Source organism: Pueribacillus theae (assembly GCF_003097615.1).
Lineage (GTDB): Bacteria > Bacillota > Bacilli > Bacillales > UBA6769 > Pueribacillus > Pueribacillus theae.
In genome coordinates this window covers 66,821-80,834 of the sequence record NZ_QCZG01000012.1, presented here as the reverse complement: position 1 = coordinate 80,834, position 14,014 = coordinate 66,821, and the positions used below count along the sequence as shown (strand labels likewise).

Sequence of the window (14,014 nt, the reverse complement as noted above, 5' to 3'; positions counted from 1 at the left end):
TTTGTTTAGTTTTCAAAGAACGATTTTTTATTCCGTCGCTCTTAATGGCGACTTTTATATAATAACAGGCTGTAGACGATTTGTCAACAACTTTTTCTATTGTTTTTCTATATTATCAATGCCGCTTGAAGCAGCATATGTAACTATACTACAGTCATTAAAACTGCGCAATAGTATATTTTTTGGAATGTCTGCCAAAATACAGAGGCAGACATTCTCTTAATCTTGCGGGCGCATTTGTGGAAATAACAAGACATCACGAATAGATGGTGAATTTGTTAAAAGCATAACAAGGCGATCAATGCCGATGCCAAGCCCACCTGTTGGCGGCATACCATATTCAAGTGATTCTAGGAAATCCTCATCCATCAAATGTGCTTCATCGTTTCCTTGAGCACGCTCTTTGACTTGGGCTTCAAATCGTTCACGTTGATCGATCGGATCATTTAGTTCACTAAACGCATTCGCATGTTCTCTGCCTACGATAAACAATTCAAAACGATCCGTGAAACGCGGATCTTGTTTATTTTTCTTTGCAAGCGGAGAAATCTCAACAGGGTGACCGTAAATAAAGGTAGGCTGTATCAGTTTTTCCTCAACGAGTTGTTCAAAAAATTCATTAACAATATGCCCGTATGTCATAGTTTCTTGGATTTGAACGCCGTAATCTTTTGCTAACTGTTTTGCCTGCTCGTCCGATACATTGTTCCAGAAATCGACACCTGTATATTGCTTAATCGCATCAACCATGTGAAGGCGTGTCCACTTTGGCATCAGATCAACTTCGTATTCGCCATATGGAATGGTTGTCGTGCCAAGCACTTCCTGCGCAATATGAGCAATTAAGTTTTCAGTTAATTCCATAATGTCTTGGAAATCAGCATATGCCTCATACAATTCAATCATTGTAAATTCAGGGTTGTGCCTAGTTGAGACTCCTTCATTCCTAAACACTCGCCCAATTTCGTATACTTTTTCAAAACCACCGACGATAAGACGCTTTAAGTGCAGTTCAATGGCAATTCGCATATAAAGATCGATATCAAGTGCGTTATGATGGGTAATGAATGGCCTTGCTGCCGCTCCTCCAGGAATCGAATGCATCATTGGCGTTTCAACTTCGAGATACCCATGGTCATCTAAATATCTTCTCATGGATTGAATAATTTTGCTTCGGGCAATGAACGTTTTCTTTACCTCTGGGTTCATGATTAAATCAACGTAACGTTGGCGATAACGCTGTTCAACATCTTTTAAACCGTGAAACTTATCTGGCAATGGACGCAATGCCTTTGATAAAATAAGAAATTGGTTCGCACGAATCGACAGTTCACCAACCTTGGTTTTAAAAACCCGTCCCGTTATAGCGACGATATCCCCAATATCAATCGTATTGAAAACCTCATATTGGTCATCACCGACAGCATCTTTTCTTACATAAATTTGAATTTGGCCAGTAAGATCTTGAATATGAGCAAAACCGGCTTTTCCTTTACCGCGCTTTGTCATCACTCTTCCAGCAACTTTAATTTCTTCAGATACTTCTTCTAGCTCCTCTTTCGTCATATGTTCAAACGCTTTTTTAATATCATCAGTTGTGTGGGTCCTTTCGAACCGCATACCAAAAGGATCGATGCCTTTTTCCCTCAAAGATTTCATTTTCTCGCGACGAACGATCAGTTGATCGTTCAATTCTGTATCTTGGCTCATGGGCTCACTCCTAAATGTCATTGGCTACACTGCCTCAGCTTCCTGGTCATCCCTCAATTGGTCCACATAATCATAGAGCACAGCAGTGAGTTCACCTTTCGTTTCTATTTCATTGATTTTTCTTCTAATTTTTGCATTTCCGCGCAAGCCTTTCAAATACCAGGCAGCATGTTTGCGCATTTCCATGACAGCAATCTTCTCACCTTTTAGCCGAATTAAGCGTTCAAGATGGAGAAGACACACTTCTATTTTTTCCGATGGGGTAGGCATCGGTGGTATCTCCCCAGTTTCTAAGTACTGGATCGTTTGGTAAAGCATCCAAGGGTTCCCCAATGCTCCACGACCGATCATAACACCGTCAACACCTGTTAAGTCAAGCATTCTTTTCGCATCCATCGGTGTGACGACATCTCCATTTCCGATAACAGGGATCGATACGGCATCTTTTACTTGTTTAATAATGTCCCAATTCGCTTTGCCTTCATACATTTGCACACGGGTACGGCCATGAACCGCAACAGCTGCACCGCCTGCAGCCTCCACAGCTTTTGCATTGTCAACGGCATAAATATGGTCCTCATCCCAGCCAATTCGCATTTTTACTGTAACAGGCATATCCACTGCATTCACAACAACCTTAACCATTTCATAAATTTTATCTGGATCAAGAAGCCACTTTGCTCCTGCATCACATGAAGTAATCTTAGGAACAGGGCACCCCATGTTAATGTCGATGATATCGGCATTTGTTGCTTTCTCAACATAACGGGCGGCACCAACCAGCGTTTCTTTCTCCCCACCGAAAATTTGCAAGCTGAGCGGCTTTTCACGTTCATCAACGTAAAGCATCCTTAACGTTTTTTCATTTTCGTGCAGGATCGCTTTGTCACTGACCATCTCTGCACATACAAGGCCTGCGCCAAACTCCTTTGCAATCAAACGAAATGCCGGATTGCACACACCGGCCATCGGAGCTAACACGACCTGATTCTTCATCGTAATGTCACCAATTTTAAGCATTCTCTCACCTTCTATCTAGATGATATTCAAGCACTTACTATATAGAAAAAAGTCCATATTCCCCTGACTCATTTTTCTTCTTCCACAACCTGACGCCATCATTTAATACCTTCTCATCAGTCATTTCGGCTGAATCGTTAAACAAACAAGAAGATAAATGCGGCGCCAACTCAAATAGAGGAATTAAAACAAAACCGCGCTCCTTCATGCGCGGATGGGGAATAATTAACCGTTCCGATTTCACCGTTTCTTGATTATAAAGCAAAATGTCAAGATCAATCGTTCGTGGGCCCCATTTTATTTCTCTCGTCCGCCCAAGTTTATCTTCAATTTTTTGTAAAGAAGCCAAAAGTTCAAGTGGCTGCAGGCTCGTTTCAATCTCTGCCACCATATTTAAAAAAGCAGGCTGTTCGGTAAATCCAACAGGGTCCGTTTCATAAATTGAAGACACATCACGTACTAACATAGCGGAATCGTTACCCAATGCTTTCAATGCTTTATATAAATATTCATCACGGTTTCCGATGTTAGAGCCGAGACCAATATATGCAATTGCCATTACACAGAACGGCTCCTCATGATTTCAACAGCCACTGATTCATAATGCCCCGGAATTGGTGGATCAGGTTTTACGACTTTTACAGTAACGTTTTCAATGAACGAAAATTCGTTTAAAAGCGAAGATGAAATTTCTTCAGCAAGCGTTTCGACAAGATTACGCGGTTCGCCTTCCATAATACTCTTCACCAAATCGTGAACAGCCCCATAATCAATTGTATCATTTAGGTTGTCACTTTTTGCAGATTTGCTTAAATCCATTTCCATGATTAGATCGACATAAAATCGCTGCCCAAGCTTGGTTTCTTCGGGGTAGACTCCGTGATATCCATAAAACTCCAATTGATTCATCATAATTTTATCCATTAGCCTCTCCGCCTCTCAACATGGCATCCATCATCTTTGCCATCTTGGCAATCGGCTTCACATCATGAACGCGTACAATCTGACAGCCCTTTTCGATCCCGAGGCATACGGTTGCGCCTGTTCCTTCCATTCGTTCTTTCGGAGGCAAATTCAAGGCTTGGCCAATCATTGATTTGCGCGATGTTCCTAACAAGACAGGATACCCCATCTTCGTTATAACATCCAAGTTCCGCATCGTTAGTAGGTTATGTTCATACGTTTTACCAAAGCCGATGCCAGGATCCAGAATGATATTTTCATGAGGAACCCCTGCAGATACTGCAATTTCAATACTTTCATTTAAATCCTGTACAATTTCATCCAATAGGTTATCATACTTCGCCTTTTCACGATTGTGCATTAAAATAATTGGTGCATTATATTTGGCGGCAACTGATGCCATTCTCGGATCTTTTTTTGCCCCCCAAATGTCATTTATCATATCTGCACCCGCTTCAATTGCTTTTTCCGCTACTTCAGCTTTATACGTATCGATTGATATTGGAACATCAACCGCTTTTCTAACTTCCGTTAAAGCCGGGATGACTCGGTTTAATTCCTCTTCGGCAGTGATTTTTTGAGATCCCGGTCGCGTCGATTCACCCCCAATATCAATGATATCAGCACCGTCTCTCACTAATTCAATGGCATGATTTACAGCCGAGTCAACAGAAACGAATGAGCCACCATCCGAAAATGAATCCGGAGTTACATTTAGAATCCCCATAATATAGGTTCGTTCATTTAAGTCAATCGACTTATTGTTTATTTTTAAAATCCCGTAAAAAGGCTTATTTGCAACATTCAGCACCGGGTTCACTCCTTCTACTGAGTTGTTTATACGACCATAATTCCGTTCGGCAAATTTTGTAATCATTCAACAAAATTTGCGTGATTTCCCCACTATTCCCCGGGAAATTTATATTTTCGACGCTTGCAAAGGGGACAATTTCCTGAATGGAGTTTGTCATAAATGCTTCATCGGCTGACAGTAGACTTGAAGGTTCAAAAGAGCCTTCACAAATGAAGAGGTTTCTCTTCTTTAGAAGTTCAATTACAAATTGGCGGGTAATGCCATTTAAAATCCCCGTTTCGACTGAAGGGGTGTAAACAATCCCATCTTTTGCCCAAAATATATTCGAAACGATGCCTTCTGCGAGTTTCCCCTCTTCATTTAGGAAAATGCCTTCTTTTTTTATATCATTCCCTATTTCCCGCTTTGCGAGCATATTGTTTAAGAAATGATGGGATTTCAATCGTTTTACAGCCTCCGGCGAGTTTCGCGCTGTTTTTAAAATGATGCCTTCCTTTTCATCACGGGATGGAGAAGGCAACGGCTTGACAAAAATAATAACAGTTGGATTTGTATAATCGTCCGCGTTCAGCCCTAGTTCATGAACACCGGCGGAGACATTTATCCGGACATAAGCATCGTTCATTTTGTTGGAAATTAAAAGTTCCTGAATATCCTCAAACCACTCTTCTTTCTTTTTATTTAGTTGTATGCCAATCATTTTGAGTCCTTCGTTTAAACGGTCTATGTGGTCATAAAAAAGAAAAGGATGGCGATGATAGATCCTTATCGTTTCAAACAGGCCAATGCCATATAAAAAACCGTGGTCATATGGGGATATACGTGCGTCTTCTTTTTTAATGATGTTCCCGTTTAAACTGATGTACATACTTTCCCTGTCTCCTCTTTACTAAAGGCGATCAAACGATAACTTGCCGGCATGATTTACCTTCTGAAAATCGGCCTTGCTATAAAAAACTCATTCTTTCCATATTGTACATGATAATTGCTATTTCTTCACGTAAAAAAAAGCCCTCAAAATGAGGACTTCGCCTTTTACTCTTCATCAAATTGATAAAGAGGAGTACTTAAATAGCGTTCACCATTGCTTGGAATGATGGCAAGAACCTTTTTTCCCTTTCCAAGTTGTTTTGCTACATCGACTGCAACTTTAATTGCCGCTCCTGAAGAAATTCCGCCGAGCACGCCTTCTTCCCTTGCGGCACGGCGGGCGTATTCAAACGCGTCTTCTGTCGTTACTGTAGCCACTTCGTCATAAATCGATGTATCTAAAATTTTCGGAACAAACCCTGCACCGATTCCTTGAATTTTGTGAGGGCCTTTTTTCCCTTCTGAAAGAACCGGAGAGTCTTTTGGCTCCACCGCATAAATTTTAACATTTGGAAATTTTTCTTTAATGACTTTGCCGGCACCAGTAATCGTACCGCCTGTTCCGATTCCGGCTACAAACGCGTCAAGAGAATCCATTTGTTCGACAATTTCTTTTCCGGTTGTGCGCTCATGGATTTCAGGATTGGCTTCGTTTTCAAATTGCTGTGGCATAAAATAGCCTTTTGACTTAGCTAGTTCTTCCGCTTTGCTGATCGCTCCACCCATTCCATCGGCTCCCGGCGTTAGCACAAGCTCCGCACCGTAAGCACGTAGAAGGTTGCGGCGTTCCATACTCATCGTATCCGGCATGACGAGAATTGCTCGATATCCTTTCGCCGCCGCAACCATGGCAAGGCCTATACCTGTGTTACCGCTCGTCGGTTCGATAATCGTGTCCCCTGGTTTTAATTTTCCGCTTTTTTCTGCTGCTTCCACCATTGCCAAGGCAATTCTATCTTTCACACTGCTTCCAGGGTTCATGTACTCCAATTTCAAATAAACTTCAGCATCGTTTTCACCAGTCAAATGATTAAGCTTAACAATCGGGGTATTGCCAATTAAGTCGGTGATTGAATTTGCAATTGCCATTAAGATCACTCCTTAATACCAAGTATATTCATTGGATTTGTTAAGTTAAAGATTACCAAATCCATATCACCGTGTCAATATTCATTTACTTTGTTCATAAAGTTCTTCCAGTTCTTTTTTCGTAAAGTGATGCTTTTGATTGCAAAAATGGCAAACCGTTTCTGCTTCCCCGTCTTCTTCAATCATCGCTTTGATCTCATCTTTTCCTAGTCCTATGATTGCGTTTGCTATTCGCTCCTTTGAGCAATTGCATTTAAAAGAAATCGGTTTTTTGTCTAAAATTTTTACATTTTCCTTTTCTAAAATGGCATAAAGGATCTCTTCAGGCGGCATTTCCTGCTCAATCATTTTTGAAACTGGCGGAATTTGCTGCAAGCGCTTTTCCAAAAAAGTAATGATCTCTTCTTCCGCACCCGGCAGTAATTGAATCATAAATCCCCCAGCAGCTAATATACTATTGTCAGGATTAACTAAAACGCCCACTCCGACAGACGATGGCACCTGTTCGGAAGCGACATAATAATAGGTGAAATCTTCACCAAGCTCACCGGAAACAATTGGAACCTGTCCTGTAAACATTTCCTTCATTCCTAAATCTTTCACAACAGAGAGAAACCCTTCGGTTCCCACTGCTCTTTTTACATCGAGTTTACCTTCCGCATTTAGATCGAAATGAACATGGGGATTCGACACATAGCCCCTTGCTTCGCCGTGTGCATTCGCATCAATAATAAGCACGCCAATTGGGCCGCCGCCTTCGATTTTTACCGTTAGTTTGTTATCATTTTTCAATGTAGCTCCCATCATTGTAGTCGCAGTGAGTGCACGGCCTAAAGCGGCAGATGCAGTCGGCCATGTTCCATGTCTTTTTTGTGCTTCTGAAACCATTTCCGTTGACCGAATGGCATAAGCCCGCACTTTATCATCATAAGCAAGTGCCTTTACTAAATAATCAGACATCTGTTTGCTCCTAACATTTAGTGGTTTTTCACGAAAATTAAATAAAGCCCTTTTAATGTTAAAAATGGATCGACATGATCAATGATATCTGTGCCTTGTGCAATAAGAGAAGCCAGTCCGCCTGTTGCAATGATTTTAGGGTCTGTATTAAATTGTTTTTTTATGCCATTCACAATGCCTTCAACTTGTCCGACATACCCATAAAATATACCGGATTGCATCGCGCTGACCGTATTTCGCCCAATAACCATATCAGGTTTCGTTATTTCAATCCGCGGCAATTTAGCTGCATACGTGAACAGGGCTTCTGTTGAAATTTTAATTCCGGGTGCAATGACACCGCCCATGTAATGTTTTTTTTCATTCACATAGCAGAAGGTTGTTGCCGTCCCAAAATCTACAATAATTAATGGGCAATCGTACATATCAATGGCAGCGACTGCATTTACAATACGATCGGCACCAACCTCTCTCGGATTTTCATATTTGATGTCGAGCCCTGTTTTTATCCCTGGTCCGATTATAAGCGGATCGACGTGAAAATATTTTTTGCACATAAGCTCTAATGAAGACATAATTGGAGGAACAACAGACGAGATAATAATGCCTTTAATATCATTGAAAACGATGTTTTCACTGCGGAATAATTCTTTTATGATCATGGCATACTCGTCTTCTGTCTTTTGCTGGCTTGTCCCTATACGCCAATGTTTGTGCAGCTCTCCATTTTTAAAAACTCCCAATACAATATTTGTATTCCCCACATCGAGCACAAATATCAATTTACTCACACCCCATCCATATAAATACAAACTGAATTAAAGTACGTGTTCAAACCGGACTTATTGAACAACCATATATATGTGATTAGTTTATACTACCTCGATCAAAAAAAAAAGATGTCCCTTGGAAAGGGCACCTTTTTTCGATAAGAATCATTTATCTTCAGATGGTTTGTCGTCTTCGTTTAATGACTCTGCATCGTCTTTTTTCGTATTGATATTTACTTTTACGTCACTGTCATCTTCTTTACTTGCTGAGCGCTCTGGAAGACGGCCGTGTTCCATTAATGATTTAATCTGTTCTGCATCCAGTGTTTCCATCTTTTTAAGCGTCTCGGCAATTAAGATAAGCTTATCTTGGTTTTCGGTAAGGATTTGTTTACAGCGATCGTACGCTTCAGTGATAATTTTTTGGACTTCAATGTCGATTAGACGGGCAAATTCATCACTATAATTTTGTTCACTTTGAATATCCCTGCCTAAAAACACTTGCCCACCTTGGCCTGTACCAAACTGCATCGGCCCAAGCCTCTCGCTCATCCCGAATTCAGTGACCATTCTTCTTGCAATATCCGTAACGCGTTGGAAATCGTTGCTTGCTCCTGTACTTACTTCGTTAAACGTAATCTCTTCAGCAACTCTCCCACCCAACAAACCGATGATTTTATCAATCAACTCAGGCTTCGTCATAAAATAGCGATCCTCTTTCGGGAGCGTAACGGCATATCCACCTGCTTGCCCGCGAGGTACAATCGTTACTTTATGAACCACGTCGGCATTATCGAGCTTCATGCCGATAACGGTATGTCCTGCTTCATGGTACGCAACAATGTTTTTCTCTTTTTCGGAAATGACACGGCTCTTCTTAGCGGGACCGGCAATGACACGGTCCGTCGCTTCATCAATATCGTCCATATCAATCAGTTTTTTATTTTGTCTTGCCGCGACAAGCGCTGCTTCATTTAATAGGTTTTCAAGATCCGCCCCTGAAAATCCGGGCGTGCGCATCGCAATCGTTTCTAAGCTTACATCATCAGCAAGCGGTTTATTGCGTGCATGGACTTTAAGCACTGCTTCCCGGCCTTTCACATCAGGACGGCCGACAGGGATTTGCCGGTCAAAACGTCCTGGCCTGAGAAGCGCAGGATCAAGAATATCCGGACGGTTCGTCGCAGCGATAATAATGATGCCTTCGTTTGCATCAAATCCGTCCATTTCAACGAGCAATTGGTTCAATGTTTGCTCACGCTCATCATGGCCTCCGCCAAGGCCTGCCCCGCGCTGGCGTCCAACTGCATCAATCTCATCTATAAAAATGATACAAGGTGCGTTTTTCTTCGCATTTTCAAATAAATCCCGTACACGCGATGCACCAACACCAACAAACATTTCAACGAAGTCCGAACCACTGATTGAGAAAAACGGGACGCCGGCTTCACCGGCTACTGCCCTTGCTAGGAGCGTCTTACCTGTACCTGGAGGCCCCACTAAAAGGACACCTTTCGGAATTCTGGCACCTAACGCAGAAAACTTGCGCGGATCTTTTAAGAAGTCAACAACCTCAACAAGCTCCTGCTTTTCTTCGTCTGCGCCCGCTACATCTTTAAACGTTACTTTCTTTTTCTCTTCATTGTAAAGCTTCGCTTTGCTCTTCCCAAAGTTCATGACACGGTTTCCGCCGCCTTGGGCTTGATTGAGCAAAAAGAAAAAAAGAATAAAAATAATCGCAAACGGAATGATTGCCGTTAAAAACGAAAGCCAACCGCTCGTCTGCTCTGCTTGAAGGACTTCGACTTTCACACCTTGTTGTGTCGAGTTTAAAATCTCGTTTTCTACAGATTCATTAAAAGGAACACTTGTTTGAAAGGTTTCGCCTTCTTCTGCACCAACCAATTTACCTTCAACAAGAAAAACGCCTCGTTCAGGCTGCATTGTGAGGGACTCAATCTCACCATTTTTTAATTTCGTTTGAAATTCGCCATATGTCAAAGGTTCAATTTTATGGTTTGGCCCACTGAAAAAGTTGACAAGCCCAATCACTACAAGAACAATTAGTAAATAAAAAAGGGTATTTCGGAAGATCCGATTCATGCCTTGCCTCCTCCCACACACAGAAACAATACTATAGTATCATACATAACAATATCACTACAACTTATTACAATTTATAGACATCTTCTTTTAAAATTCCGATATAAGGCAGGTTACGGTAGCGTTCCGCATAATCCAAACCATACCCGACAACAAAAGCATCTGGAACAACAAAGCCAATCAAATCTGGCTTGACCTTCGATTTTCGTCCCGATGGTTTATCAAGAAGTGTCACAATTTTAATGGAATTTGCTTTCCTGTATCGGAACAGCTCCACTAAATATTGAAGCGTCAGCCCACTGTCAATAATATCTTCAACAATGAGAACATCTCTTCCTTCCACAGAAGTGTTTAAATCTTTCAAAATTTTTACTTCACCAGAAGACTGTGTCGAATTTCCATAGCTTGTAACATCCATGAAATCCATTTCCAATTTGATGTTCATGTTACGGGTTAAGTCGACCATAAACGGAAGTGCACCTTTTAATACACCGATAACTAGCGGAAAGCGGCCATCGTACTCCTTCTCTAATATGGACGCCAGTTCCTCTGTTTTTTCCTGAATTTTTTCCTCTGAAATCAATACTTCCAAAATATCATTTTCCATGTTGTGAAATGTCCTCCCTGTACAGTTTGCGGTGCCTTCATGAATTTCGTATGAAAGATGTAAAAATTCCGTTGTCTGTTCAGAAATTAACCCAATTCCAGCCTTCTTCAAGCCAGCTAACCAAACGATGTTCCCATTGGCATCTTCAACGATTGGGACTAAATCGCGTTTACTGCGTTCGACTTTTTCATCGATAAGAATGTTTTTAATTTTCCTAGTTCCCTCCATTCCTATCAGATGCATTCGATCTCCCTCTTTCCGGGAACGGACCGTTAACGGCAAGGCAAGGGCTTTAACATCTGCCACCAAAGCAAACCGATCCTTGGAAAAATGCGGCTTTTCATTCGTCATTCTACCTTTTAAAACACCACCTGGCAATTCCAGTTCAAATGGAACATTTACTGAATAGGAAAAGGGTTGGGGGTCCAATTTTTTTGCAAATGAAAAAGTGGCATGATGATAGGAACGAAGTACATGAAGCCCTGCAGGCAAATGAAGCATTCCTGATGGTTTTTTCGATTCAAGAAGATGTATGATTTGTTCAATATGTATTGAAGAAATCGATTCATGAACAGAGTTGTACAGACAGTTTAATATTAGATGAATGGCCCTCCTTTGTAAAGCAAACGGCATTGTAAAAAACGGATGAAGCCTAATGACAATTTTTTCATTGTTTCGCTCATCAATGATGTTCTTTAGATAATGAGTGGCGGTCTGTTCCAAATATTTTTCATCTTCATGGAGAAGCTCACTTTGGTACTGAAAACGCAGGTGTACTTTCGGGTTTTCCTCTTTTAAAAAAGGCAATAGATTATGCCGAAAACGATTTCGAACATAATCACTACTGTCATTTGATGCATCTTTTCTTGCTTTCATACCTACTTTTGCAAGAAACTGTTCAATTTCTTCCTTCGATAAACAAAGGAATGGACGAATAATGCTTCCACAGGCAAACTCGCGTTTTACTGGAATACCTGCCAACCCATATCCAAAAGCTCCCCTTACTTGGCGCATAAGCATCGTTTCAATTTGGTCATCACCGTGATGAGCGAGCGCTAAATAATCAGCTTGATAGCGATTCATAACTTCTTCAAAAAAGCGATAGCGGCACTCCCTGGCAGCGATTTGGGTAGACAGCTGTTTCTTTTTTTTATATGCATTCACATCAATTTCTGCACCCTCAAAAAGTATGTTATTTTTGTGACAAAATGCTTGGACGAATTCAAAATCTTCTTTCGCATCTTTCCCCCTTAGCATATGGTTTACATGTGATGCGATCAATGTTAAATTCCATTGAGACCTTTTTGACATAAAATAAGAAAGGAGAGCCATTGAATCAGGCCCCCCCGAAACGCCGATAATGACTGTTTTGCCATCTGTTATAAGGTGATGCTTTTCAATAAAACGGTCAACCGTGTGCATAATGAATCCCCTCTAAGCTCATTAAAAAAGGTTATTAAAGTATAAGTATAAAAGATAGAGGAAAAGAAGAAAAGCAACAAACATGGTTACTTTTAATAAACGGGATGTTTGTTTTCTTTTCGCTCGTTGTGAGCTCCTTGTTTCAGAATCTGCCTTTCCTTTTAAATGGCGAAGCAAATCGTTTCGCATTTCTCTCGCATGATCATATTCATTCCGAAGCGCTTTGATGATGACATCCTCATATTGCCGCAGAAGCGGACTCTCGTTCACTTTCCTCTCAAGCTGCAATCTTCCGTCTTCTGTCTTTGTAAATCGCTTTGGATAAGCGATGTTTAGAATAATCATAGCCAGGCTAAATAAATCGTAGCTCGGCTCCGCCTTTCGTGAACCCGCTCCCCAATAACCCCGATCGAAAAATGCTGTAAACTCCTTAATTGACCGGCCATTTCGCGTAACCCCGCCCACGTCAAGCCAGCGTATGTTCGGTGCAGGACCTGATACGAGCAAATTTTCGGGCTTCAAATCACCAAATACCCAGCCTTCATTGTGAAGCTTTTCCAAGCCTGTCAGCAGCTGAAGTATGAAAACAGCCGTCCATTCATTTCCTCTTTTCTTTAAAAATGAAAAAAGTGAATCACCTTGTATGTACTCCATAACATAAAATGTCCAATAAAATCCGCTGTCATTCCAATCATCCATTTCAATAAAAGAAGGCCCAAGAGACTTTCCTTGGACCTTCGTTAATTGTTTTAAAACGTTCACCTCGGAAACAATTCCCATTTTATCAAAGCCAATTTTTAATGCCGACAGCCCCAATGGGGATTGAACTAAGTAGACAGCACCGACGGCACCTTGCCCTAAACTTCGGACAACTTTGTAGCGGTTGTGATTCCATTTGCCAGTAATGACCGAACCCGGTTTAAGATTAATTGCTTGCTTCTTCGCCAAATGGCTCATCGCCCATCCATCTCCTTCGTGATTTTCTTAGCGAAAACATTTCGACTGATTCACGAAGTGCAGGGCCTGTCGGCGTGACACCGCCTGGTGTCAATTTATTGAACGCGTTTGTCAATTCTTTCATTTTCGAAGTCCAGTCAATTAATTTTGCCGTATCCTTTCTTTTGGCTGGAAAAGCAAGCAATGAATAAGAATAGTCGCCTGTTCTTGCTCGCATGCTTAGCGAAAGGTCGATGAGAGATTCCTTTACCGTTGGCAATTTATGTTTCATGCTTGCGCTTGTATCAACGAGAATGCATACCTCTAAATCTAACGTCTCTCCTAGCTCATCAACCACTTCAATGACTTCACCTCGTTTTTCCGGCGGAAGATCTTCAATTTCTTTGCCGCTTCCCAAAATCGAATGCAGCTCACGATTGACAACACCATAAATCGTCTGTGTCATGGCTTGCCTTGTGACCATTTGCACCGTTTTTGACAGTTCTTCCGTATAAACAATCCGGCTAAAGCCACCTCCTGACTCGGCGATTGCTTCGATCTCCATTCTCCCTTGTTCACCAATTGAATCGTTTTCAATCACACCAATGACATTCACCGTTATCCCTTGTTCTTTTGCAAGCGCTGCAATGGCAGCCGGATCTTCACCGACATTGGAACATCCATCCGTAATTAAGAGAATTTGCCTTATCGTACCTTTACTCAAGCTAGTTTCCTCCTTCTCGTGCAATC

General features: G+C 41.4%; 13 protein-coding genes. All 13 read right to left on the bottom strand.

Going from position 1 to position 14,014, the window contains the following annotated elements; all coding sequences use genetic code 11:
* Window positions 1-219 precede the first annotated feature (219 nt).
* On the bottom strand, window positions 220-1,710 hold the full coding sequence (lysS, locus tag DCC39_RS07845) for a lysine--tRNA ligase (protein WP_116554341.1): 1,491 nt from the start codon (window positions 1,708-1,710) through the stop codon (window positions 220-222).
* Between the two features lie 24 nt (window positions 1,711-1,734).
* Complete coding sequence (gene dusB, locus DCC39_RS07840; protein WP_116554340.1) at window positions 1,735-2,730, bottom strand: tRNA dihydrouridine synthase DusB; 996 nt, start codon at window positions 2,728-2,730, stop codon at window positions 1,735-1,737.
* 37 nt (window positions 2,731-2,767) lie between these two features.
* A complete protein-coding gene (folK, locus tag DCC39_RS07835; protein WP_116554339.1) occupies window positions 2,768-3,289 on the bottom strand; it encodes a 2-amino-4-hydroxy-6-hydroxymethyldihydropteridine diphosphokinase in 522 nt (173 codons plus the stop codon).
* Complete coding sequence (gene folB / locus DCC39_RS07830) at window positions 3,289-3,654, bottom strand: dihydroneopterin aldolase (protein WP_116554338.1); 366 nt, start codon at window positions 3,652-3,654, stop codon at window positions 3,289-3,291. The genes folK and folB overlap by 1 nt, the downstream gene beginning before the upstream one ends.
* The gene (gene folP, locus DCC39_RS07825) at window positions 3,647-4,420 is read right to left on the bottom strand and encodes a dihydropteroate synthase (protein ID WP_240613574.1); all 774 of its coding nucleotides are present in this window, start codon (window positions 4,418-4,420) and stop codon (window positions 3,647-3,649) included. Before folP ends, folB begins: the two co-directional genes overlap by 8 nt.
* A 64-nt stretch (window positions 4,421-4,484) precedes the next feature.
* Window positions 4,485-5,375 (bottom strand): aminodeoxychorismate lyase, encoded by an 891-nt coding sequence (gene pabC, locus DCC39_RS07820; protein ID WP_116554336.1) that lies wholly within the window; start codon window positions 5,373-5,375, stop codon window positions 4,485-4,487.
* 167 nt (window positions 5,376-5,542) lie between these two features.
* Complete coding sequence (gene cysK, locus DCC39_RS07815; RefSeq protein WP_116554335.1) at window positions 5,543-6,466, bottom strand: cysteine synthase A; 924 nt, start codon at window positions 6,464-6,466, stop codon at window positions 5,543-5,545.
* Window positions 6,467-6,547: 81 nt separating this feature from the next.
* Window positions 6,548-7,426: an Hsp33 family molecular chaperone HslO gene (gene hslO / locus DCC39_RS07810; RefSeq protein WP_116554334.1), complete on the bottom strand. Its 879-nt coding sequence runs from the start codon at window positions 7,424-7,426 to the stop codon at window positions 6,548-6,550.
* Window positions 7,427-7,443: 17 nt separating this feature from the next.
* Window positions 7,444-8,208 carry a type III pantothenate kinase gene (locus tag DCC39_RS07805; protein ID WP_116554333.1) on the bottom strand — a complete coding sequence of 255 codons (765 nt, stop codon included), beginning with the start codon at window positions 8,206-8,208 and terminating at the stop codon, window positions 7,444-7,446.
* 153 nt (window positions 8,209-8,361) lie between these two features.
* Complete coding sequence (gene ftsH / locus DCC39_RS07800) at window positions 8,362-10,299, bottom strand: ATP-dependent zinc metalloprotease FtsH (protein WP_116554332.1); 1,938 nt, start codon at window positions 10,297-10,299, stop codon at window positions 8,362-8,364.
* Between the two features lie 67 nt (window positions 10,300-10,366).
* Window positions 10,367-12,328, bottom strand: coding sequence for a hypoxanthine phosphoribosyltransferase (gene hpt, locus DCC39_RS07795; RefSeq protein WP_116554331.1), 1,962 nt, complete (start codon window positions 12,326-12,328; stop codon window positions 10,367-10,369).
* A 21-nt stretch (window positions 12,329-12,349) separates the two neighbouring features.
* Window positions 12,350-13,285, bottom strand: a complete 936-nt coding sequence (locus DCC39_RS07790) for a serine/threonine protein kinase (protein ID WP_116554330.1) — start codon at window positions 13,283-13,285, stop codon at window positions 12,350-12,352.
* The gene (locus tag DCC39_RS07785; protein WP_116554329.1) at window positions 13,254-13,988 is read right to left on the bottom strand and encodes a vWA domain-containing protein; all 735 of its coding nucleotides are present in this window, start codon (window positions 13,986-13,988) and stop codon (window positions 13,254-13,256) included. The genes DCC39_RS07790 and DCC39_RS07785 overlap by 32 nt, the downstream gene beginning before the upstream one ends.
* Window positions 13,989-14,014: the final 26 nt, after the last annotated feature.

Excerpts from the sequence above, each read along its gene's own strand:
- folB (WP_116554338.1), bottom strand. The coding sequence starts at position 3,654 with ATGGATAAAATTATGATGAATCAATTGGAGTTTTATGGATATCACGGA.
- hslO (WP_116554334.1), bottom strand. The coding sequence starts at position 7,426 with ATGTCTGATTATTTAGTAAAGGCACTTGCTTATGATGATAAAGTGCGG.
- dusB (WP_116554340.1), bottom strand. The coding sequence starts at position 2,730 with ATGCTTAAAATTGGTGACATTACGATGAAGAATCAGGTCGTGTTAGCT.
- ftsH (WP_116554332.1), bottom strand. The coding sequence starts at position 10,299 with ATGAATCGGATCTTCCGAAATACCCTTTTTTATTTACTAATTGTTCTT.
- pabC (WP_116554336.1), bottom strand. The coding sequence starts at position 5,375 with ATGTACATCAGTTTAAACGGGAACATCATTAAAAAAGAAGACGCACGT.
- hpt (WP_116554331.1), bottom strand. The coding sequence starts at position 12,328 with ATGCACACGGTTGACCGTTTTATTGAAAAGCATCACCTTATAACAGAT.
- lysS (WP_116554341.1), bottom strand. The coding sequence starts at position 1,710 with ATGAGCCAAGATACAGAATTGAACGATCAACTGATCGTTCGTCGCGAG.
- folP (WP_240613574.1), bottom strand. The coding sequence starts at position 4,420 with ATGGGGATTCTAAATGTAACTCCGGATTCATTTTCGGATGGTGGCTCA.
- folK (WP_116554339.1), bottom strand. The coding sequence starts at position 3,289 with ATGGCAATTGCATATATTGGTCTCGGCTCTAACATCGGAAACCGTGAT.
- DCC39_RS07790 (WP_116554330.1), bottom strand. The coding sequence starts at position 13,285 with ATGAGCCATTTGGCGAAGAAGCAAGCAATTAATCTTAAACCGGGTTCG.
- cysK (WP_116554335.1), bottom strand. The coding sequence starts at position 6,466 with ATGGCAATTGCAAATTCAATCACCGACTTAATTGGCAATACCCCGATT.